Raw genomic sequence first — 21,962 nt, forward strand, 5'->3', positions numbered from 1 at the left:
ATCTACGGTAAAGAAAGACTGGAGGATGCTCGATATGACAACGATTGAAATACGGGAAGCGGGACTGCGGGATCTTCAGGATTTGGCCAAGCTATTCGAGATGCTGATGGAGGTTCCTTCTAATATGGAAGCGATGGGCAGACAGCTGGCAATAGTGACGGAGGCTCCGCATTATTTTCTGGCAGTCGCTTGTGAGGGCGATAAGGTGATTGGCACCGCAATGGGTATTGAGTGTTATGATCTCGTCGGGAGCTGCCATCCGTTCCTGGTTGTGGAGAATGTTGTGGTGAATCCTGATTATAGAGGACAAGGCGTTGGAAAGATGCTAATGAAGCGACTCGAGCAGTTCGCAGAAGAGCGCGTGTGCAGCTACATTATTTTTGTATCCAGCGGTTACCGGGAGAAGGCTCATCAGTTCTACCGCGCGCTGGGCTACTCCAGCGATAATCAGGGGTTCAAGAAGCAGCTTAGGGAACTGGGTTAACGACGGCGGAAAAGGCAGCTATTCAAGGCTGACTGCTTCGGCAGCCGGCTTTTTGTTTATCCATTTTTAAATGGAAAAGGTATGGGATTTTACCAAATTCGGCATTCTAGATAAATCACGGATAACAGAACATTCCTATAATGGAAAGATGGCTTAACTATAGTCAGGAGGTGTTGATGGTTGCCGATGTACCGCAAGCTGGCGCCAACGGTGCTCAAGGTCGCTGTCTTGGCCATCATCGTCGTATTTATCGTTCGCAACATTCCGCTTAAGCTGGAGGATCTTACTTCCTTCCTGGTACATGCGAACGACCGGTTTTACTTGTCCTTGCTCTTATTCTCGATCTTTCTGATGCTTCAAGCCGGTATCTGGGTGTTAATCGTCAATGCCTCCTTATCCGATACCGGACGCTTAAGCGGCAGTACGGGACTTCCGATGCTAGGCGGTCTCCGTATTTTTATTGAAACCCAGTTCGGCAAGTACATTCCCGGAGGCTTCTGGAACGTTGCCGGACGGATTGTGATGGCGACCAAAGCGGGAGTTCCGCTGGATGCCCAATTCGCCGCTATTGTATACGAGAATATTCTGCTCGTTGCAGCGGCACTGGTCTACGCCATGATGCTGATTGTCAGCCTGCATATTGTCCCGGTCTGGGTGGGGCTTTTGCTGGTTTTCGTGTTTGCGCTTATTTATTTGTTCTACAGCCCGCTCACGGTAGCGGTCAAAAGCTTGTTCGTCAAAGCTTCGAAGTGGAAATTCCTGCAGAAGATGATCGGAAAAATGTCCAAGTCGTTTGGCGGCGCGCAGATGGCCGGCTCGGAGGTCAGCCTGACTCGGAATCAGTTTTTTGTTTATTTGGCATGCTTTCTGGCCAGCCACTTTGTCATGGGTATCGCTTTTTGGCTATTAACCAACAGCTTTGATAGAGGGAAGGTAGGTTTGTTTTACGCTGCGGGAACGTTTGCGACTTCCTGGCTCCTTGGGCTTGTAAGTCCGCTGCCCGGCGGGCTTGGCGTAAGGGAGGGCTTCCTGGTCTATTTCCTGTCCATGAAGCTTGGGACGGAGACGGCGCTTCAAATTTCGGTTATTGCCCGGCTGTGGAATATTATGGCGGAGGTGCTGTTCTGGGCGGTTATTCGGGCTGTATGCTATCTGACGCGAAGGGAGAAGGTATATGAAACGTAGGAAGATCGTGCTCGTCGCGGGGGTTTTTCCGCCGGGTGTCGGAGGTATGCAAAACTACTATTACAATCTGTCCAGACATACAAAGCATCAGATGACCGTAATAGCACCGGTATATCCGGACTATGCTTCGTTTGACGAGGGTCAGCCTTACCGGACCATAAGAGGGGCGTTTATGCGGGGGGAGCGTGCCGATGTGTTCAGCTGGGGACGGCTGTTCCGGCAGGTCAAAAAAACGCTGCGCAGCGAAGAACCGGATGTCACGGTGTACGGGTATGTGTTAATCGGCTTTATCGGTTTGTTATTCCGCGTGTTTGGCGGACGTCGTTATATTATCTCGGCCCATGGCATGGATATGCTGATGTTCCGTCGTTATTTCGGTCTTAATCATATTGTGAAGCTGATTCTGCGCAAGGCGGACGGCGTGCTGGTCAACAGCGAATTCACCCGCCGCCTGGTCGAAGAGTACGGGGTGGAGCCCGGCAGAATCGGGATTGTTCATCCCGGCGTTGAAAGCTTGTTCGGGCCAAAGGCGGTTGACGAGGAGTTAAGGCGGGAGCATGGGTTGGAAGGGAAGTATGTGCTGCTGTCGGTAGGGCGGCTTGTTACCCGCAAAGGCCATGACAAGGTAATCGAAGCAATGCCTGCGATTCTGCGCCATATTCCGGGCGCCGTCTATGTCATCGTAGGAGACGGGCCGGAGCGGGATAGACTGGAGCAGCTGGCCGGAACGGTTGGCGTGGTAGGCAAGGTCCGGTTCGTAGGCGGAGTGAGCGGCACGGAACGGCTGAACGATTATTACAATCTGGCCAATCAATTCATTATGGTAAGCCGGCAGCTCGAGAAGGGTGACGCCGAAGGATTCGGCATCGTCTATCTGGAGGCGGCTTCCGCCTGCGTACCGGTTATTGCCGGACGCTCCGGCGGAGCTTCGGAAGCGGTGCTTGACGGAGAGACGGGGCTCCTTGTGGAGCCGGAGTCCGTTATGGCTATTACGGATGCTGTTGTAAAGCTGGCGAGCGATACGCCGCTGCGCGAAAAACTCGTTCGTGAAGGTTATAAACGCGCAAAGCTGCAATTCCAGCATGATGTGCTTGCGGAGGTTTTTGATCAATATGCGGGACGTATCTGCTCCAGTCCGGTTGCCGCTAGCTATAAACGGGCAGGGAAAAGAGCAGCCCAGCGGATGTAGCGCTTAAAGGGAAAAACGCTGTAAAGCTGGCGGTAGACCAGCTTTACAGCGTTTTTTCTTGTGTGCGTTATTTTCTTAAACGGTGGATCAGCCATACGGAAAAGCTGAGCAGTCCTACCATTCCGCCCGCAAATGAGACGCCGCTCCAGCCCCATTCATGCCAGGCGAAGCTGCCTACAGACGACCCAATCGCTCCGCCAAGGAAGGTGGTCACCATCTGTACCGTATTCAGACGGCTGCGCGCCGGTGGCTCGAGGGCATAGATGCGGGTCTGGTTGGCAACCTGAGTGCCTTGTACACCCAGATCGAGCAAAATAACGCCCGCAATAAGGGCCCATAACATGCCGCCGAGCAGCCCAAAGAACAGGTACGCGATGATATTAAGCGCGATTAAAGCGCCAATCATCCACTTGGTCGGGATACGGTCGGCGAGTCTGCCGACGAAGGGAGCACCTAATGCTCCTGCCGCTCCGATAAGGCCAAACAGGCCGGCGATCTGACTGCTGTAATGATAAGGCTCGCCTTCGAGGTAGAAGGATAACGCCGTCCAGAAAATACTGAAGGCGGCAAAGTTGGCGGCGCCAATCAAAGCGGACTCCCGCAGCGTGGAGTACTTTTTCACGAGTCTGCCCATGGAGAGCAGCAGCTCGCTATAGCGCAGCTCGGCGGTTGCGCGGGCGACGGGAAGCTTGATACGGAGCAGAAGCAGCAGAGCCAGCATGGCAGCGGCAGCTACGGCGTACATGAAACGCCAGCCCCAGGTTCCGCCGATCAAGCCGGACACGGTCCGGGTGAGCAGGATGCCCAGCAGCAGACCGCTTGTTACGGTGCCGACGGCTTTGCCTTGCTCGCCGGGTGCTGCCAGTGTTGCAGCAAGCGGGATAAGGATTTGCGGCACAACGGTTGTCAGGCCAACGGCAAAGCTTGCGATAAACATCCATGCGAGATTTTGCGCGGTGGCTACGCCAATCAGGGAAAGACTGACCAGCGAGAGCAGGACGGTAATAAGTCCTTTGCGTTCTTTGATGTCGCCAAGCGGCACAAACAGGAACATGCCCAAGGCGTAGCCGATCTGGGTGCAGGTGGAGACAAAACCAACCTCATCGGGGGCAACACCAAAGGAACGGCCGATATCCGCCAAGAGCGGCTGGTTGTAATACAAATTCGCAACGGTCATACCGGCGGTAAAAGCCATCAGAAGCAGCAGCCCCTTAGAAAGCGAAGCTTTGTCCGCCGGTGCTGCCGGTGATTGTAGCGTATGAGTGGAAGACATGACGACGGTTCCTTTCGAGCATAAGATTTGACTGTCTTAACAATCTTACTCGTAAATTTCTTAATGTAAAGTGGAAGATGGCGGCTGGTAGATTAAGTTTTTGCAGCATGGTATTATTTGGGCATAACTGGAAGTTGCGTATCTATAGGGAAGGGAGGCTGTTGGCGTGATCTATTTCGGAAGTGTTATTCTGGGCTTTATCTTTATTTTGCTTATCTATCGGATATTCCGCTATAAACTAACGAAGTACAATCGCGAGAATGTTGGTCTAAGTATGATTGCGTGCGTGGAGCTTATTGTCTTTCGCGGTGAATTTGTTAAGTACCGGGTAGCTTATATCCTCCTTATTTCCGCTGCGTTGCTCTTTGCGGTTGTGTTCTTTTATGGTTTATTGTTTAAAAGTAATGGGGTTAATGAAAAACCTGGCCATCGTTGATGACCAGGTTTTTCTTAACGATACGGCGCATCGTTAAGGCTGTGAAAAAGCCGCTGGTTAACCGCCTTAATGATGCCGCACATCACTAAGCTGGCCCACACAAGGGCTAGCGAATAGGAATCGAATAAAGGCAGTCCGTACCACCGGTACGGACTGCCTTTATTATGAACCACGGTAATGCGTAACCCGGTTACGCCCGTTGTTTTTGGAGAGATAGAGCGCTTGGTCGGCCTGCTGGAGCAGGGAAAGTTCGGTTTCCGAGGCAGCAAAGGTTGCTGCACCGATACTGATGGTGATCCTAAGATCGCCAAGCGGAGTTGTCTCCGTAGCCGCACGGTACCGCTCCGCGGCAGCGAGTGCCTGCTCCTGATCCAGTCCAGGCAGCAGAATGACAAACTCTTCTCCGCCGAACCGGGCGACAACCGCCTCATCCGGCGACTGCTCCTGCAGCAGCTGGGCCAGTCTGGTCAGGACAAGGTCGCCGACAGGGTGGCCGTATGTATCGTTGATGCTTTTGAAGCGGTCGATATCAACGATACAAAGCGAGAGTACAGCCTCCGTCTGCTCGGACAGGTCCGTATACTTTTGCAGCTGCTCTTGGAAATACCGCCGGTTCTTTAGTCCGGTTAACGGGTCAGTCGAAGCCAAGGCCTCGAGCCGCTCATTGAGCTCCATTAACTCCTGCTGCTTGTTCTCGTATTGGGCATGCAGCAGCTCCAGCCTATGATTGGCTTCATTCGTCTGCTGATACAAGACCTCTAGCTGCTGCTTGGTCTTCATAATATCCTTTTCATGCTCAATCCGTTTCCGCATCTCCAATGCTACGCAATCGATCATGGCTTTGCCGTCCCGGTTCCGCCTGATGCCGTTCAAAAGAACGGGAAGATCCTTGCCTTCCTTCGTCCGGAGCGAGAGGTACATTTCATTCACCTGACCGTAAAGCTGGATGTAGGGATAGAAGTACGTATGGAAAAACATTTTATTCGCCACCGACATCGTGGATTCGATATGCCTTTCCAGCAATTCCTCGCGGTCATAACCCAGCATCGTTAACAGTGTCTGATTGACCGATTGAATTAGTCCCTTGTCGGTAATAGAGAAATAACCGCAAGGTGCTTCATTTAACAGGGTATCCATTCAAATACTGCCTTTCTATTAAGAAATCGCCAAATAATCCTTAATATTCTGCGTTGTCTCTTCCGGATGACTGAGATGCGGGTAATGTCCGGTTGCCTTCATATGCCTTAACGTGCTGTTCTTCAGCTTCGTATGCATGTACTCTCCGACCTCTGGGGGCGAGATGCTGTCATCCGCGCATTGCAAAATAAGCGTAGGGATTGAAGCGAAGGCCAGCTCCGTCCGGCAATCGGACAAGAAGGTCACTTCCGCGAACTGCCTCGCGATATGCGGATCTCTGGAGCAGAAGCTTTGCTCAAGCTCGGTTGACAGCTCCTGGCGATCCTGATTCTGCATAACGATAGGGGCGAGGTAGCTTGCCCAGCCGATAAAATTCATCTGCATCATCTGCAGCAGCTCGTCAATTTCGTTGCGGTCAAAGCCCCCATAATAGCTTGGGAGATCGTTGACGTACCTCGGAGATGCGCCAAGCATAACAATCCGCCGAAAATATTTCTTTTCCCGAATGGAAGCAAGCATGCCAATCATACCGCTAACGGAGTGGCCAACGAATATGGCATCCTCCAAACGAAGCGTATCCATCACATCAAGCACATCTTCGGCATAGCCGTTTAAGCTGTTGTATTTGTCTGGGCTGTAATCGTTGATTTGGGATGCTCCGGAGCCGACGTAGTCGAATAGAACGATCCGATAGTCCTTTTCGAAAAGGGGGACCATATGCCGCCACATATTCTGGTCGCAGCCAAAACCGTGGGCGAATACGATAGCCTGTTTTCCGCGGCCAAGCACTTTTACGTTATTGCGTGTGAGAATATCCGTATTCATAGACGGTCTCCTCTCTTAAGAGAAGTATAACACTATGAACATTATATCGGATTATTTTGGAATTGGGATGAACATTTGTAGATTTGTGTCGAATTTACTAGAGGAAGGATGAGGAAGGTTTAAGGTGTTTCCGTAGCTGAATAGGGGTGAGCTGACTGAAAGATTTGAATTCCTTCATAAAATGGGATTGATCGAAATAACCGCCTTCCATCGCTACATCCGTCAAGGAGGATGCTCCTCTTACAATGCCGCCGAGCGAACGCTGGAAACGGATAATCCGATTGTACAGCTTGGGGGAGATGCCGAGGGACTGCTCGAACTTTGAGCGGATATAACGCTCGGAGTAGCCGGTATCCTCTGCCAGCTCGCGGATCGTAACGCTGCCGTTTGATCGCTGCATGGAGGTCAGGCAGTAATCAATCATCCGGATGGAACGGACATCGCCGGACAGAATGGGCATGCAAAGCTTTTCAAAGCTTGTTATCCGCTCGGAAAAACCTTCAAGCTCCGCAATAATAGCTCCCGTATCTTTGTATTTAGATAAAGAATCCTCGAATGGGACCTGGATTTCAATGACTTCCTTCAACGGCAGATTAGGCAGCAGAAGACTTAGCCTCGCGGACAGACGAACCCCGAAATAGGTAGTATCAGATTCGAAATAAAGCTCTTTTCCCTGCAGCACGGTGCCGCAAACCCTGGCGGAAGGCTTTCCGGGATGGCAGCAGAAGAGGAGGTCGACACAGCCGTCCGGCACGACATGGATCATCCGCCCGGACGCATCCGTCTTGAACTGATAATAGATGACGGGCTGCCCGCTATAATAAATTTTCCGTTCTATATAGCTCGTTGTTTCCCATTCAAAGCCGTATTGGATGCCGCTAATAAGTTCCTCCATCATCTGTGTCCGTTCCTCCCGCAACCTTAATATGCGTACAACAATAACAAAGGCATTGTTCTTTCGTCAATGTGTTTAAGTTATGTTTTCTAACATAATTTTCGGATTAGTTCCGTTTTTTACAATCCCCCACTCCATAATGTCAGGTAAATTAACGTCAAGAAGAGGCGCAAGAGAATGGGGAGGCAAACAAAGATGAAGAAATTAAAGGGTTCGCTTGCTAAAAAATCGGCGGTATTAGGCACGGCTTTAACCGTTGCGCTTGGCAGCGGGGTAGTCGCTCCGCTATCTGCACCAACAGCTGAAGCGCATGGAGGCTCGGAGGATTTTGTTCCGCTTCGCACAACCTTGGAGGAGTTTGGGGCTGAGGTGAAATGGGACAGCTTCGCGGGCACCATTACAATTACCAAGAACAGCACGCTGGTCAAGGTAAAGCCAAATTCCAATGTCGCCTTGGTGAACGGCCAACGCCTGGAGATGGAAGCCCCGGTCATTATGAAAAAAAGCCTGGCGTACGTATCCCATCATTTTATCGGTGAAGTATTCCAATCTGGTCTGGACCAGACGTTCCAGGTAGAGAAAAAGACTAATCCGCTAAACCCGCTTACTTCCGCCGAGATTGCGGAGACGGTTAATATTTTGAAGGCGGAAGGGAAGCTCGGGGACAACTACCGCTTTACCGAAATTACGCTGAAGGCTCCGCCAAAGGAGCAGGTGTGGAAGTTTGCGCTTGACGGCACGGCCGTATCGGCTCACCGCTCGGCTGCGGTCGTAATTCTGGACGGCAAGCATGTTATTGAGGGGACGGTTGATCTGGCAGCCAAAAAAGTGACCGCATGGCAGCCGATTGAAGGCGCGCATGGAATGGTGCTGCTTGATGATTTCGGTACGGTGCAGACCGCTATTGAAGAAAGCGCGGAATATGCGGCTGCTCTGAAGAAACGCGGCATTACCGATGTGAAGCAAGTCGTCTCGACGCCGCTGACGGTTGGTTATTTCGACGGCAAGGACGAGCTGCAGCAGGACAAGAGGCTGCTTAAGGTAGTCGCTTATCTGAACACGGGGGATGGCAATTACTGGGCGCATCCGATCGAGAATCTGGTCGCGGTGGTCGATCTCGAGCAGAAAAAGGTTATTAAGATTGAAGATGCCGGCGTCGTGCCGATCCCAATGAAGGCAACCCCGTACGATGGCAGCAATATGACTGCCGCAACGCCTTCTAAGCCCCTTGAAATTACGGAACCGGAAGGCAAGAACTACACGATTACCGGCAATACGATTCATTGGCAAAATTGGGACTTCCACCTTCGCCTGGACTCCCGCGTAGGTCCGATTCTGTCGACGGTCACTTATAACGATCAGGGCAAAAAGCGCAAAATCATGTACGAGGGCTCGCTTGGCGGCATGATTGTTCCTTACGGGGATCCGGATGTAGGCTGGTACTTCAAGGCTTACCTCGATTCGGGCGAATATGGCATGGGGACCTTGACCTCCTCGCTTGCCCGGGGCAAGGATGTGCCAGACAACGCTGTGTTGCTCGATGCGACGATCGCCGATTACACGGGCGCGGCGATGAACATTCCAAGCGCGATGGCGATCTTCGAGCGATACGCAGGCCCGGAATACAAGCATCAGGAGATGGGACAGGATAATGTCAGCGCCGAAAGACGCGAGCTTGTTGTCCGCTGGATCAGTACGGTTGGCAATTACGATTATATTTTCGACTGGGTATTCGCGCAAAACGGCACGATCGGCATTAACGCCGGTGCTACCGGCATTGAAGCCGTAAAGGGCGTAGAATCCAGCACGATGCATGACGAGACCGCTGCCGATGATACGAAATACGGCACGCTGATTGACCATAACATCGTGGGTACGACACATCAGCATATTTATAATTTCCGTCTCGATATGGACGTGGACGGCGAGCAAAACTTCCTGATGGAGATTAATCCCGTCGTGGCGGATAATACGGCAGGCGGCCCGCGCAAGAGCACGATGCAGACCGAGACGCGTATTGTGGGGACGGAGCAGGAGGCGGCTCAGAAGTTCGATGCTTCGACAATCCGCCTGATCACAAACACGAATAAAGAGAACAAGGTAGGCAATCCGGTCTCCTATCAGATTATCCCGTATGCCGGAGGCACTCATCCGATTGCCAAAGGAGCGAACTTCAGCGAGGACGAATGGCTGTTCAACCGCGTTAACTTTATGGATAAGCAGCTTTGGGTTACGCGATATTACGAGAACGAGCGATATCCCGAGGGCAAATACCCGAACCGCGCGAAGACGGATACAGGTCTTGGGTTATTCACCTCGGATAATGAATCCATCGTCAATACGGACAACGTGGTCTGGATGACGACGGGCACCACTCATGTGGCGCGCGCCGAGGAATGGCCGATTATGCCGACGGAATGGGTGTATACGATGCTGAAGCCATGGAACTTCTTCGACCAGACGCCAACGCTGAATTTGAACGGCAAAAAATAAGCATGGTATTGTACAGGGGTCTCTTGAGGGGACCCTTGTTTTTAGTTGTTCCTCCAAGTCTAGCAAGCTATAATGTTAGAAAATATAACGTACAGGCTGGGATGCCGGGAAAGAGGAGCTGTCAATGGATAGAGAGATTGTCCAGGTTGCCCATGACAACAAAGATTTGCATGAATTAATCCGGAAGCTGGACGAGGATTTGGCAGAGCGCTATTCCAATCAGGACGAAGTGTTTACGGTGGATTTTTCGGATCCGAAAGTGAAGGATATGATCTTTATGGTCGCGTATATCCACGGAACTCCGGTCGGCTGCGGCGCTATTCGCCCGCTGGATGAGGCAACCGTTGAACTGAAGCGCTTCTATGTAGATCCCAGCTACCGTAGGCAGGGGATTGCAGGCGCCGTCTTATCAGCTCTGGAGGATAAGGCGATTGCGATGAACCGACGCATCATGCGGTTGGAAGCGGGAGCGCCGCAGCCGGAGGCCCTTCGTTTTTACAACAGCAAAGGCTATTACGAGATCGACCGCTTCGGCGAATATACCGATTGCGAATCTAGCCTCTGTTATGAGAAGGTGCTGTAACTTATAGAAGATCAACTCCGTCCTTCGAGGCGGAGTTTTATTTTTGAAAGCTTAGCTTGCGGCTGGAGATGGTTCTCGATTAACATTATCGGTAGAAAATGACAAATGGAACACGAACCTTTAAGGAGGGAGTTGCAGGGGAGATGAATGACGGTCTGATTGGCGGAGCGTTGGAGAAGGTTAATCCTTATTATTATCTAGGCGGGGTTGTTGGTTGTATTGCCGGTTACGCCATGGCGAAGATTTATCTGATCTGGGCGATGATGTTTATTGATGGCGGATACGACCGATTTACCAGCGATGCATGGAATCCGGGCTCGACGCCGCTGTGGTATACGGCTACAAGACATACGGGCGCGTTTACGTTTTGGGTTACCGTTCTTTTTATCGTAATAGGGATTCTATTCGTTAAGCTATGCAGGGTTGCCTACGATAGAAATGCAGCTCTAGCCTCTCGTAAAAACAAGGAGAAGATACAAACGCATGAATACGGCCAATAAAAATGAGGTGCAGCAACCATGACAATTACGCATGAAGATAAAGATAAGATAATCCGCGAGGCGGAAGAGTTCAGCCGATCCGTATTGGAGAATGATGCAAGCGGCCACGACTGGTGGCATATTCACCGGGTCGTACAGATGGCGAAGCGGATCGCCCGCGAGGAAGGAGCGGATCTGTTCGTCTGCACGATTGCGGCGCTGCTGCATGATGTGGCGGACGAGAAGCTGAATCCTTCGAAGGAAGCGGGCCTGCACAAGGTTCAGGCTTGGCTGGAAGCCAATCTGTCGGAGGAAGAACATCGCGCTCACGTGATGGATATTATCTCGAACATGTCCTACAACGGCGGGAAAAATCCCCCGATGCGCTCGCTGGAAGGCAAGGTTGTGCAGGACGCAGATCGGCTTGACGCCATTGGGGCTATCTCGATCGCGAGAGCTTTTGTATACGCGGGCTGGAAGGGTACGCCGATCCATGATCCGGCTATTCCGCCCCGCAGCGAAATGACCGCCGAGGAATACCGGAACGGGAAGAGTACGGCGATCAATCATTTTCACGAGAAGCTTCTGAAGCTTAAAGACCTGGTTAATACGGACTCTGCCAGACGTATAGCCGAAGAGCGTCACCTCTATATGGAGCAATTCGTGGAACGGTTCTACGAGGAATGGGACGGGAACCGGTAGAGCAGGTAGTGGCGAATGACGTCATTGCACGAATTGCAGTATATTCGCCTAATTAACCCCTATACATAGAAATATCCTGTTCGAAGTGCAGGATATTAGCAGCTAAACCGCCCATTCAGCCATAATCCATCTAATATGCTGTATTCTGTACAGCATAATTCACCAAACGCCCTCACTCACAGTCCATATCCTGCATTTCGTGCAGCGGGATCTGTTCAACTGCCTTGTGCAGACACAAGTAAGAAAAATAAGACCCCTGGAGGTCTTATTTTTTTGCCTTGGTTTCATTCCACTCGCTTAAGTAAGGAACATAGTTAAGATTCTGCGGCTCTTCGTCCAGCCAAGCCATGAATTCGAGCTCATTGCCGTCATGGTCGTTGAAATAGACGCTTGCAGCCGGCATCCACGCATGAACGAAAGGCTCTTGAGGAGCCTCTTGTTTGCCAAAGCCCGGAAGGGGGTGGATTCCCCGCTCGATCAGCCAGTCCGAAGCCGTAAGCAGCTGATCAAGCTGAACGCCAAAAGCGAAGTGACGCGGCTGCAGCTTTTGTCCTTTCGGCAGCTCCTTTAACGCAAGCAGGTCTCTGCGTTCTCCTACATAGAAAAAGGCAGACCTCCGCTCGGGCTTATGCAACGCAAGGGTTAGCCCCAGCTTCTTATAAAACTTGATGGAACGGTCTAAATCCGTCACCTGCAAATGGGTTTCGAAGATGGAATCAATCATGTCGGTAAACTCCTTTAATAAATGCCTGTTTATCCTATTGTAACTTATCATGTCGGTGATATGACATTTGTCATCCCAAAGAGATTACGTTCATGCGTGGGAGTAAGCTGCTCGAAAAGGTAAGATATGTATGTGAGAAAGACAACAACTTGAGACGTGAACAGCACAACAAATCATAGATAGCGGGAGTGAAGCAGACAATGAGTTATGCAATCGAATTGGATCAGGTCTCGAAGATCTACCAAGGCAAAAAAGCGGTAGACAATCTATCACTGAAGGTGGAAAAGGGGACGGTGATCGCGTTGCTCGGGCCAAACGGCGCCGGCAAAACAACAACGATCTCCATGATTCTGGGACTGAAGTTGCCAACCTCCGGAACCATCAAGCTGCTGGGCGGAAGCCCGAAGGACATTAAGGTCCGCAACCGGATTGGCGCGATGCTGCAGGATGTCAGCGTTATTGATAACTTGAAGGTAGCGGAGACGATTGAGCTGTTCCGCAATTACTACAGCAATCCGCTCTCCTTGCAGGAGCTGCTCCGGATCTCCGGTCTGGAGAAGGAAAAGGATAAAATGGCCGCATCCCTCTCCGGCGGACAACAGCGCCGTCTAGGCTTCGCGCTAGCAGCGGCAGGCGATCCCGAAATTATTTTCCTCGACGAACCTACGGTAGGCATGGATGTCACCTCCCGCCAAATGTTCTGGGATACGATCCGTTCAATGGCGGACAAAGGCCGCACGGTTGTTCTGACGACGCATTACCTGGAAGAAGCGGATAGCCTCGCCGATCGTATCGTCGTTATTAATCAGGGCAAGGTTGTAGCGGACGGCTCGCCAAGTCAGATCAAAGCCGAAACAACGGGCCGGGTCATTTCTTTTACGGCTGGTGCTTCCGTAACGAACGATCAGCTGCAGGCGCTGCCTGGAGTTATCGACGTGGAATGGAACGGAAGACGCGTGAAGCTTCATAGCCGGGATACCGACCGTTTGATTATAACGTTGATCGAACAGCGTATTGAGATGAAAGATATCGAAATTCAAAGTGGCGGCCTTGAGGATGCATTCCAGGCGATTGTCCACTCCACGAACTAAGGGGGATCTATAACCATGAGTCAATCCACAAGCATGAAGGCAACGCTGGCGCAATGCAAGGCGGAGCTGCTGCGTACCGTCCGTAACCGTCGATTCGTTATTTTCTCGTTTATTATGCCGGTTGTGCTCTACTTTATCTTTACCAATACCGTTGGCGATAATGTGCAAGTTGGCAATGTCGATTGGAAAGCCTATTACCTGATGTCGATGACGGTATACGGGGTTGTAGGGGCAAGCTTGACCTCCTATGCGCAGCGACTGTCGAGAGAACGAAGCCAAGGCTGGCTGGCTCTGCTGAAAATCACGCCGCTCCCGTCCTGGTCATACGTCCTGTCCAAAGTATTGTCGCAAGGCGTTATTAACTTGGCCATTATCATCGTCATGTTTATCGTTGGCGGAGTGTTTAAGGATGTTCACTTAAGCGCATCGACCTGGATCACTTGCGGATTGTTTATCTTTATCGGCGGCTTCTCGTTTATGGGTCTTGGCACCTTGATCGGATCGATCAAAAATGCGGATTTTGTTCAGGTCCTTTCCATGATATGCTATATGGGACTGTCCATTCTGGGTGGTCTGTGGTTCCCGACGGACACAATGTCGAGCACGATGAAGACTATTGCTCATCTGACGCCTACCTACCGTCTTGGCCAAGGGGCTTGGGATGCGGTTGCCGGAGTGTCCATTAACTGGACCGGCGTAGGTATATTGGCAGCTTATGTGGTGGTATTCCTTGCGATTTCGTCTTATATCATGAAAAAACAGGAAGCGGTGTAATGCAAAAACACTTGCATGATTTACGTCGATTTATAATGAAGCGGTCCCCCGAAGGAGGGCCGCCCATTTTCTTTATGCTATTATGGCTCATCTATATCTTATTCCCGGTCATGGCACTCGCCGAAAGGCCGTCCGATGAGCAGTGGATAGGCTTCCCGCTTATTGTTTTGTTTATCGCAAGTTACATTGCGGGGCATTTGAGCAAAGCCTGGCGTATTTGGGCGGTTATTATTCAATTGCTCGTAATCGGGTATTTCAGTTGGCGGTATGATGAAAGTTTCATGTATATGGGCTTTTTTACGGCATCGCTCGTCGGCATGCTGCCAAACCTTCGTCAGATCGGAATTGCCATGTCCGGCGTGCTTCTGTTGTACGGGATGGAGGTCTGGCACTATGAAGAAACGAACGGCCTGGAAGGGCTCTATAATTTATTGCCTGCTATGCTTGCGGTACTGCTGGTTCCTTTTGTCATGTTTATCGGACGACGGTCCAGAGTACTTCGTACCCAGCTCGAGCTGGCCAATGACGAGATTGCCCGTTTATCCATTCAGGAGGAGCGGCAGCGGATTTCCCGCGAGCTCCATGATACGCTTGGCCATACCCTTACGATGATCACGCTCAAGAGTGAATTGGCCGAGAAGCTTATTGTCCATCATCCGGACCGGGCGAAGCAGGAAATAAGGGATGTTCAGCTTACCTCCCGTGCGGCGCTGAAGCAGGTTCGGGAGCTGGTTACGGGGATGAATACGGTAACGCTGCAGGATGAACTGTCGAATGCCAAGCGGATTCTGGCAGCAGCTTTTATAACCATTAAGGTGCAAGGCGATCCCGCTTCCGCATCCTTAAGCCCACTCATCGATAATATGCTGGGCATGTGCCTGCGGGAAGCCGTAACCAATGTCGTGAAGCATAGCGAAGCCCGTCAGTGTGTCATTGAATGGGCCATGACGCCTGACCAGTACCGCTTGGCTATCCGGGATAACGGGGTTGGCTGCGATCTGGCCAACAAAGGGCCGGCGCATAACGGACTTAGAGGGATGCAGGAACGACTAAATCTGGTGGACGGCAAATTTGAATTCAAGTCCACGAAAGGCAGCGGCAGCGTTATTACGATTACCGTGCCTAGAGTACGCTCGTCATCGAAGAAGGGAGACTCCACATAAATGAGAGTACTTGTAGCCGAGGATCAGGGAATGCTGCGCGGTGCGCTCAGCGCCCTATTGGATTTGGAAGAGGATATCGAGGTCGTCGGACAAGCGGAGGACGGTGAGCAGGCGTTAGAAATGATTCGCAGCCTGAAGCCCGATATTTGCGTGATGGATATCGAGATGCCCAAGCTGACCGGGCTGGAAGTTGCGGAACGCTTGCGTGCGGATAAGCATCCTTGCCTGGTTGTCATTCTGACAACGTTCTCCCGCTCCGGATACTTTCAGCGGGCCATGAAGGCTGGGGTAAAGGGCTTCCTTCTTAAGGATTCCCCGATCGATGAGCTGTCCGCGGCGCTTCGCAACGTCTATGCCGGGAAGCGGGCGATTAGTCCGGAGCTTGCCCTATCGTTCTGGGAAGCGGAAAATCCGCTCACCGAGCGGGAGCGGGAGGTGCTGCGTCTGGCGCGTGAAGGTCTGCCTGCCGGCGAGATTGCCTCCCGGCTGTTTCTGTCCGCGGGTACCGTGCGTAACTACTTGTCCGAAGCCATTCAGAAGCTTGACGCCAAGAACCGGATTGACGCGATCGGAATCGCGGAGAAAAACGGCTGGCTCGATTAGAAGTTTGCTTTTACCTGCAAAAGTGCAGGTGAATTGGATGGTTTAGGCCTGCAAATAGAATGAAAAAGCAAAAGTACAGTTCATTCCGATGAAAAATGCTCCAATGAGCATCTTGCCGCGGATGAGCTGTACTTTTGCATTTTAATCGGAATTTTTGCTGTTGCAGGAGGAATTCACCTGCATTTTCGCAATTCAACTGTTTGAGTATGGATTTGGGAATTATCTTACCCGCTTAATCAGGAACGCGTTATCGGCTTTGTTAAAGCCGATCTGAGGGTAATAGTCCATGGCGGAGGGCGCGGACAGCAGAAGAAGGGCAACCTCTTCGCCTACGTGTTCCCGCAGCCGGTTCACCAGCTCCGTGCCGATTCCGAGACGTTGATGCGTCTTGCTTACGGCCAGATCGGAAAGATAGCAGCAATAGGAGAAGTCGGTAACCGCCCGGGCAATGCCGACAAGCTCTTCGCCATCCCAAGCCGTGAGGATGAGATCGGCGTTATCGATCATTTTCTGAATGCGGGCCAGGTCGTCAACGGGTCGTTTGATGCCGGAGCTTCGGAATACTTCGGCGACTTGCACGGCTGTAACGGGAGCTCCAATGCGGTATTCAACTGGCATGGCGGATACACCTCTTTTTTACGATTTGTTTATTAAGAAAAATATAGGGGATCGCTCGTTCTGTCAACGGTCTTTTTCGTCAAGCCTCATTGAACCAGACCTCTTTGAGGATACCGATAAGCCGCTCGCGCGCAGCCGACGGATATACCGTATCCCGCCGTTCAAGCAGTCCAACGGGAATTATGTGCTCCTCCCAGTCAACGGCAAGCGGCAATACTCCATCGGGGAGAGGGGTGGAAGCAAGGACAACGCCGATAAACGGCGGACGTGCCGTAAAGCCCGGAATAGCAGAGATTTGGCTGACCGAATGGAGCATCGGCATGCTGTCGAATCTGGCGAGCTGCCTCGATAAGTGCAGATAGTACAGGCAGGTTGGCCCGCCAACCACCATCGGATAGGGCAGCAGCTCCTGAAAGGGAAGACTGCCTCCGTCACGTTGGTGGAGAGGATGGTCTTTGGCCGCCGCAAATACAATCCTCTCCTCATACAAAGGTTCGAAGCGCAGACCCGACAGGTCGGGGGGCTCGCCGCATATCGCAAAGTCCAGCTGTTTGTGGCGAAGCTCGCTGGCCGCCAGGTCGGTGTTGCCAATCACGAATTGGCAGGCGATTTGCGGCTTTTCTTCCCGGAACCGCCATAACGCTTCCGGCATGACCTGCCGGGCAAGCATCTCCAGCATGCCAATTCGAAGGGTACCGGTCTCCTCCCGCACAATCGCTTTTGCCTGATCGGACACATAATGCCAATGCTGAATAAGCCGTTCTACCTCCGCGGCGTAGATCTGTCCGGCGGGGGTCAGCTCGGCTTCCCATCCCCGGTCAAACAGCTGGAAGCCCAGTTCTTTTTCCAGGCGCTGAATCTGGTTCGTTATGGTGGACTGGGCGTAATTCAGCTTGGCTGCCGCCTTCGCGAAGCTGCCTTCCTGCAATATCGTCTGAAAAGCGGTTAGTTCCTTCAGATCCATTTATGAAGCATCTCCATCGTCAAATTTGAATGAGTTATTTAATTAATTCAATTATATAGATGAAACAAAGGGATATACAATAAAGTCATCTCATTCAGGGAGTGATGACAGATGCCCTTTATCCGGGTCAGCTATAGGGAAGATCAATATAAGCAGGAGGAGCTGCCGGCGATCAGCCATGCGATTCATCAGGCGTTAACCGAGTATTTCCGCGTGCCGGCGGATGATTACTTTCAAGTGTTTCATGGCCATAAGCCAGCGGAGTTCTATTACGATCAGGCCTATCTGAATGTCTCGCGTACGGACCGGCTGCTCTATATCCAGATTACTTTGAAGTCTGGACGGACGGAGGAACAGAAGAGGGGCTTTTATGCACGGCTTGCGGAGCTTTTGCCAGCGTGCGGAGTGAGAGCGGAGGATATCTTTGTTGTGCTTGTTGGCACGGGGTTCGAGGACTGGACGTTTGGGGACGGGATAGCCCAGATGCTTGAACGGAAGAGGGAGGTACAACCCGATGCATAAAAAAATCGATACGTCTCATATCGGTCCTGCCTATGAAGATACCGCTTTTGCTCGTTATACCGAGGATATTCTGTTCGGTGACTTGTGGCGGAGGGAGGAGCTTTCGCTGCGCGAGCGAAGCTTGATTACCGTATCTGCTCTAGTATCCGGCGGGCATATGGAGCAGCTTCCTTATCATCTGCAGCTTGCCAGGGAGAATGGTCTGACCCAAGAGGAGCTGATCGAAGCGGTCACGCACTTGGCTTTTTATGCGGGATGGCCTAGAGCCGCTTCTGCAATGGACCGTATTCGGGCTCAAAAATAATATAAACCGCAGGTTATGGCATCGCGAGATGCTTATCCTGCGGTTTTTCTTGTCTTGACAAGCAAGGATGATCATGAAAATAATAGTAAAAAATGGATATATTTCATTGATCATGGAGAGGACTGCTGCGATGAATATTACGGCGCTGGATGGCGATACAACAACCTCGCATCATCGATCCCAGCGGGCGATAGAACGGCTTGGAGCAACGCGCGAAGGCGTGCTCCGCAAGAAATATAATGGCATGGATTATGTTATATTTAGCATTATTTCGGAAGAATGGCTTCCGGTGAAAGAGCGTTTGGAGAAGCTTTTGAGGAGGGAGGTAAAGCCGTGATTTTTGCTCCAAAAAGGGATTTGTGGCTGTCGGTTACGATCTGGGTTACGGTGGGCATCCTCGCTTTCTCGGCAATCTCTCCGTTTGTCATTGGCGGAACCGGCGTTTTTGAGACCATCCTTGTTCTTGCCTTATGTCTTCCTGTCGCCGTATTTATGCTATGGATATGGCTTGGCGTATCCTATGAGCTGACAGGCTCCGACCTGCTCGTCAGGATGGGGCCGATCCGAACCGTTATCCCTCTTGCCAGCATCCGCAAAATCAAGCAGGTCCGCTCGATTATTGCCAGTACGGCTACTTCGGTGGACAGATTGGAAATCCATTACAAAGCTTATGATATGATCTATATTTCTCCGCTTGACCGGGAAGCCTTCCTTGCCGAGCTGAAACAAAGATGCCCCCAGCTGAAGTTGGAATAGCCATGACTGCTAAATAGCCAAGCCCCGATGAAGGGGCTTTCTTTTTTTTATTTATATTGTGTATAGTAATGGCGACAGATATTAGACGGGGGTGTCCGGGTTGTTCCAGTTTAATCGCATGAACACATTGCGGAATCAGATTTTCCTCGGATTCGTGCTCGTTATGCTGCTCGTTCTTGCTTCGGTAGGCTTTTTTACTTACGGACAAGTATCGGAGCTCTTGCGCAATAATGCCGAAAATCATATTCAACAGACAGCGGTGCAGGCGACCGGCAAGATGGACGTTCTTCTCCATCAGATGGAGACGTTCACGATGCAGGTAGCCACCAACGCATCGATTCAGAGCCTGATGGCCAAGGAAGCGGGCGGCACCAACCTAACCTTCGAGGAACGGCAAGTGCTTCAGCATGAAATCCGGAAGCAGCAGGCGTATGTGAGCGGTGTCCAGTCTATCGAGCTATACTCGAATGACTTCCGGGTATTGTTCCCGCTCACGGATATCAGCCTATACAACCGGGTGCCCAATGAATGGATCCGGGAGGCGGACCGTGCCGCAGGTCAGCTCGTATGGTTCGGCATCGATCCGAACAATCCGAATCAGATCACGGCGATCCGCCGCGTACGACTGATTGACCAATCCTTTTCCAATGCCGGGTATTTATTGGTCCGGATTGACAAAAAATATTTTGAGCTAATCGATACCAATACTTCCTCGGACGGCAAAGAGGAAATGGGGCTGATCGACGGCTCCGGCCAGATTATCGCGGCGAACTTCTCGGCGGACATTCCGCAGGACGTTCTTCAGAAGACGGACGGGAAGACCATCAGCATGCACGGCCGATTGTATATTCCCATTCAGAAGCAGCTTGAGGCAGCGGCAGGCTGGAAGGTGTTAATCCTGACGCCGGCCGAATATGCCGCTGAAGGAGTATCGGTTCTGCGCACGGCCATACTTGTATCGGTTATGGTTGGGGTTCTGTTGTTCCTGATCTTAACCTTTATCTTGTCGACCATGATTACGAGTCCGATTCTTAATCTGATCAAGGCGATGAGAGGAGCAAAATACGGCTCGCTGAGGCCTATTCCGGTAGCGTCCTCGACGCTGGAGATTAACGAGCTGAACAATACGTATAACCAGATGGTCGCCTATTTGAACGAGCTGATTGAAGTGGTGTACGAGAAGGAGATTATTCAGAGCCGAACGGAGCTGAAGGCGCTGCAGGCGCAGATCAATCCGCATTTCCTTTTCAACACGCTGGAGGCATTATATTGGGCGCTTGAGGACAAGGATGAAGAAGAGCTGTCCCAGGTCGTCGTAGCGATGTCCGGCCTGTTCCGGTATGTGATTAACCGGGCGGACGATGACGAATGGGTAACGGTAGCCGATGAGCTGGAGCATGCGGAGCGTTATCTGAAAATCATGGAGATGCGCTTGATCGACCGGCTGAAGTGGTCGATTGAAGGCGATGAGAGCCTCCGGGGCGTTCCGATTCCGAAGCTGCTGATCCAGCCGCTTGTCGAGAATGCGATCTCGCATGGGGTAGAGCAGAGAATCGGACAAGGCTCGATTGTGATCGGCATAGAGAAAACCGAACGGCCGGGTTATATCCGGATTTCCGTTACGGATAACGGCCCGGGCATGAGCTTTGACAAGGTGCAGTCGCTGTATGCGGCGATGAAGCAGGGACATGTCCATGATGCAAAGGGAAATGGGGTTGGCATCTCCAACGTCGACCGAAGACTCAGGCTTTACTACGGGGAAGAGACGGAAGGCCTGCAGATTCAAAGCGAGCAGGGAACGGGCACAAGGATGTCCTTTGAAATACCGATTGAACATGGGGGCGAGGCAAGATGAAGACGATTCTGATCGTAGACGATGAGCCAAGAACAAGGGAAGGCGTGCGGAAGGTGCTGGAGTCGTGGTCGGCAGGTCGCTATGAAATCACGACATCGTCCAGTGCCGTGGAAGCGTTGGAATGGCTGAAGGCGAATGAAGCCAATCTGGTTATTACCGATATCCGGATGCCCGAGATTAACGGGCTGGAGCTGGTGGAGAAGCTGAGGGACAGGCAGCATCCGCCGGTCGTCATCGTCATTTCCGGCCATCCGCAGTTCGACTATGCCCATAAGGCTTTGCAATTTGGCGTTATCGAGTATTTGCTCAAGCCGCTGGACAAGAAGAAGCTGGTGGAAGCCGTGGAGCTTGCGTTCCGCAAAGAGGAAGAGCTGAACCGGATTGAACGCATGGAACGTCTTGTCGATACGAAGTTGCTGGAGACAACCGAACAGGAGACGCAATACAGCGCGCCGGTGAAGGAAGCGATTCAGTATCTGGATGAGCATCTGCATGAGCCGGTTACGATGCGGGATATTGCCGATCATCTGCATATGAACGCAAGCTATTTCAGCGTCCTCTTCAAGGAGCAGATCGGGCTGACCTTCAGCGATTATTTGACAAGACGCAGGGTGCAAAGAGCCAAGGAATTACTGACCAATACGCGTTTATCCATCAATGAAATCGCCGAGAAAGCGGGGTATCAGACGGCCAAATATTTCGTCAAAGTGTTCCGTTCGCATGAAGGTGTAAGTCCAGGGCAATACCGAAAAAACGTCTCGCACGCGGAGGAAACGATCCAATAAAAGTAGTATTTTTCCCAACTCGCGATACCTTATGCTGCTGTGAAAGCGCTGTTACAATTTGTTTAGCAACACAAACACATCAGTCAAAAAGGGGTTGTAAACGTGTTCAAGAATTCGAAATG

General features: G+C 51.6%; 25 protein-coding genes and 1 pseudogene. 18 read left to right on the forward strand and 8 right to left on the reverse strand.

Annotation, left to right across the window (positions count from 1 at the left end; translation table 11 throughout):
• Nucleotides 1-34: 34 nt before the first annotated feature.
• The 3 genes from WFJ73_RS25815 (at nt 35) to WFJ73_RS25825 (ending at nt 2,858) form a co-directional block, all read left to right on the forward strand.
• Complete coding sequence (locus WFJ73_RS25815; RefSeq protein ID WP_336775817.1) at nt 35-484, forward strand: GNAT family N-acetyltransferase; 450 nt, start codon at nt 35-37, stop codon at nt 482-484.
• Nucleotides 485-670: 186 nt separating this feature from the next.
• Complete coding sequence (locus tag WFJ73_RS25820) at nt 671-1,669, forward strand: lysylphosphatidylglycerol synthase domain-containing protein (RefSeq protein ID WP_336775857.1); 999 nt, start codon at nt 671-673, stop codon at nt 1,667-1,669.
• Complete coding sequence (locus WFJ73_RS25825; protein ID WP_336775818.1) at nt 1,659-2,858, forward strand: glycosyltransferase family 4 protein; 1,200 nt, start codon at nt 1,659-1,661, stop codon at nt 2,856-2,858. Before WFJ73_RS25820 ends, WFJ73_RS25825 begins: the two co-directional genes overlap by 11 nt.
• A 67-nt stretch (nt 2,859-2,925) precedes the next feature.
• Here WFJ73_RS25825 and WFJ73_RS25830 read toward each other — a convergent pair whose 3' ends face one another.
• A complete protein-coding gene (locus WFJ73_RS25830) occupies nt 2,926-4,131 on the reverse strand; it encodes an MFS transporter (protein ID WP_336775819.1) in 1,206 nt (401 codons plus the stop codon).
• Nucleotides 4,132-4,297: 166 nt separating this feature from the next.
• Here WFJ73_RS25830 and WFJ73_RS25835 point away from each other — a divergent pair, with 166 nt between their 5' ends.
• Nucleotides 4,298-4,567 carry a hypothetical protein gene (locus WFJ73_RS25835; RefSeq protein WP_336775820.1) on the forward strand — a complete coding sequence of 90 codons (270 nt, stop codon included), beginning with the start codon at nt 4,298-4,300 and terminating at the stop codon, nt 4,565-4,567.
• Nucleotides 4,568-4,581: 14 nt separating this feature from the next.
• On the opposite strand, the gene WFJ73_RS25840 is transcribed toward WFJ73_RS25835, so the two are convergent.
• The 4 genes from WFJ73_RS25840 to WFJ73_RS25855 form a co-directional block, all read right to left on the reverse strand.
• Nucleotides 4,582-4,740 (reverse strand): hypothetical protein, encoded by a 159-nt coding sequence (locus tag WFJ73_RS25840; protein ID WP_336775821.1) that lies wholly within the window; start codon nt 4,738-4,740, stop codon nt 4,582-4,584.
• Nucleotides 4,730-5,704, reverse strand: a complete 975-nt coding sequence (locus tag WFJ73_RS25845) for a sensor domain-containing diguanylate cyclase (protein ID WP_336775822.1) — start codon at nt 5,702-5,704, stop codon at nt 4,730-4,732. Before WFJ73_RS25845 ends, WFJ73_RS25840 begins: the two co-directional genes overlap by 11 nt.
• A gap of 18 nt (nt 5,705-5,722) precedes the next feature.
• Nucleotides 5,723-6,529, reverse strand: coding sequence for an alpha/beta fold hydrolase (locus WFJ73_RS25850; RefSeq protein ID WP_336775823.1), 807 nt, complete (start codon nt 6,527-6,529; stop codon nt 5,723-5,725).
• A 97-nt stretch (nt 6,530-6,626) separates the two neighbouring features.
• A complete protein-coding gene (locus WFJ73_RS25855) occupies nt 6,627-7,427 on the reverse strand; it encodes a helix-turn-helix transcriptional regulator (protein ID WP_336775824.1) in 801 nt (266 codons plus the stop codon).
• A 192-nt stretch (nt 7,428-7,619) separates the two neighbouring features.
• Between WFJ73_RS25855 and tynA the strand changes: the two genes are divergently transcribed.
• The 4 genes from tynA (at nt 7,620) to WFJ73_RS25875 (ending at nt 11,681) form a co-directional block, all read left to right on the forward strand.
• Nucleotides 7,620-9,917 carry a primary-amine oxidase gene (gene tynA, locus WFJ73_RS25860; protein WP_336775825.1) on the forward strand — a complete coding sequence of 766 codons (2,298 nt, stop codon included), beginning with the start codon at nt 7,620-7,622 and terminating at the stop codon, nt 9,915-9,917.
• A 124-nt stretch (nt 9,918-10,041) separates the two neighbouring features.
• Nucleotides 10,042-10,500: a GNAT family N-acetyltransferase gene (locus tag WFJ73_RS25865; protein WP_336775826.1), complete on the forward strand. Its 459-nt coding sequence runs from the start codon at nt 10,042-10,044 to the stop codon at nt 10,498-10,500.
• A 143-nt stretch (nt 10,501-10,643) separates the two neighbouring features.
• Entirely contained in the window at nt 10,644-11,000 is a 357-nt protein-coding gene (locus WFJ73_RS25870; RefSeq protein ID WP_336775827.1) for a hypothetical protein, read from the forward strand.
• Between the two features lie 18 nt (nt 11,001-11,018).
• On the forward strand, nt 11,019-11,681 hold the full coding sequence (locus tag WFJ73_RS25875; RefSeq protein WP_336775828.1) for an HD domain-containing protein: 663 nt from the start codon (nt 11,019-11,021) through the stop codon (nt 11,679-11,681).
• 265 nt (nt 11,682-11,946) lie between these two features.
• On the opposite strand, the gene WFJ73_RS25880 is transcribed toward WFJ73_RS25875, so the two are convergent.
• Nucleotides 11,947-12,405 (reverse strand): VOC family protein, encoded by a 459-nt coding sequence (locus WFJ73_RS25880; protein WP_336775829.1) that lies wholly within the window; start codon nt 12,403-12,405, stop codon nt 11,947-11,949.
• Between the two features lie 200 nt (nt 12,406-12,605).
• On the opposite strand from WFJ73_RS25880, the gene WFJ73_RS25885 reads away from it, so the two are divergent.
• The 4 genes from WFJ73_RS25885 (at nt 12,606) to WFJ73_RS25900 (ending at nt 16,036) form a co-directional block, all read left to right on the forward strand.
• A complete protein-coding gene (locus WFJ73_RS25885) occupies nt 12,606-13,496 on the forward strand; it encodes an ABC transporter ATP-binding protein (RefSeq protein WP_336775830.1) in 891 nt (296 codons plus the stop codon).
• A gap of 15 nt (nt 13,497-13,511) precedes the next feature.
• Nucleotides 13,512-14,270, forward strand: coding sequence for an ABC transporter permease (locus tag WFJ73_RS25890; protein ID WP_336775831.1), 759 nt, complete (start codon nt 13,512-13,514; stop codon nt 14,268-14,270).
• A gap of 74 nt (nt 14,271-14,344) precedes the next feature.
• Nucleotides 14,345-15,433 (forward strand): sensor histidine kinase, encoded by a 1,089-nt coding sequence (locus WFJ73_RS25895; RefSeq protein WP_336775832.1) that lies wholly within the window; start codon nt 14,345-14,347, stop codon nt 15,431-15,433.
• Entirely contained in the window at nt 15,434-16,036 is a 603-nt protein-coding gene (locus WFJ73_RS25900; RefSeq protein WP_336775833.1) for a response regulator transcription factor, read from the forward strand.
• A 219-nt stretch (nt 16,037-16,255) separates the two neighbouring features.
• Here WFJ73_RS25900 and WFJ73_RS25905 read toward each other — a convergent pair whose 3' ends face one another.
• A complete protein-coding gene (locus tag WFJ73_RS25905; RefSeq protein WP_336775834.1) occupies nt 16,256-16,654 on the reverse strand; it encodes a GNAT family N-acetyltransferase in 399 nt (132 codons plus the stop codon).
• A gap of 79 nt (nt 16,655-16,733) precedes the next feature.
• Nucleotides 16,734-17,618, reverse strand: coding sequence for a LysR family transcriptional regulator (locus WFJ73_RS25910; RefSeq protein WP_336775835.1), 885 nt, complete (start codon nt 17,616-17,618; stop codon nt 16,734-16,736).
• A 111-nt stretch (nt 17,619-17,729) separates the two neighbouring features.
• Between WFJ73_RS25910 and WFJ73_RS25915 the strand changes: the two genes are divergently transcribed.
• The 6 genes and pseudogenes from WFJ73_RS25915 to WFJ73_RS25940 all read left to right on the forward strand — a co-directional run bounded on the left by WFJ73_RS25915 (nt 17,730) and on the right by WFJ73_RS25940 (nt 21,840).
• The gene (locus tag WFJ73_RS25915; protein WP_336775836.1) at nt 17,730-18,140 is read left to right on the forward strand and encodes a tautomerase family protein; all 411 of its coding nucleotides are present in this window, start codon (nt 17,730-17,732) and stop codon (nt 18,138-18,140) included.
• Nucleotides 18,133-18,444, forward strand: a complete 312-nt coding sequence (locus WFJ73_RS25920) for a carboxymuconolactone decarboxylase family protein (protein WP_336775837.1) — start codon at nt 18,133-18,135, stop codon at nt 18,442-18,444. The genes WFJ73_RS25915 and WFJ73_RS25920 overlap by 8 nt, the downstream gene beginning before the upstream one ends.
• Before the next feature lie 157 nt (nt 18,445-18,601).
• Nucleotides 18,602-18,781, forward strand: a pseudogene (locus tag WFJ73_RS25925) (GNAT family N-acetyltransferase); the annotation flags it as partial.
• Nucleotides 18,778-19,200 (forward strand): PH domain-containing protein, encoded by a 423-nt coding sequence (locus WFJ73_RS25930; protein WP_336775838.1) that lies wholly within the window; start codon nt 18,778-18,780, stop codon nt 19,198-19,200. The pseudogene WFJ73_RS25925 and the gene WFJ73_RS25930, both read left to right, overlap by 4 nt.
• A 91-nt stretch (nt 19,201-19,291) precedes the next feature.
• Entirely contained in the window at nt 19,292-21,055 is a 1,764-nt protein-coding gene (locus tag WFJ73_RS25935) for a sensor histidine kinase (RefSeq protein ID WP_336775839.1), read from the forward strand.
• Nucleotides 21,052-21,840 carry a response regulator transcription factor gene (locus WFJ73_RS25940; RefSeq protein ID WP_336775840.1) on the forward strand — a complete coding sequence of 263 codons (789 nt, stop codon included), beginning with the start codon at nt 21,052-21,054 and terminating at the stop codon, nt 21,838-21,840. Before WFJ73_RS25935 ends, WFJ73_RS25940 begins: the two co-directional genes overlap by 4 nt.
• Nucleotides 21,841-21,962 lie beyond the last annotated feature (122 nt).

The organism is Paenibacillus sp. MMO-58 (genome assembly GCF_037146255.1).
Taxonomy (GTDB): Bacteria; Bacillota; Bacilli; order Paenibacillales; family Paenibacillaceae; genus Pristimantibacillus.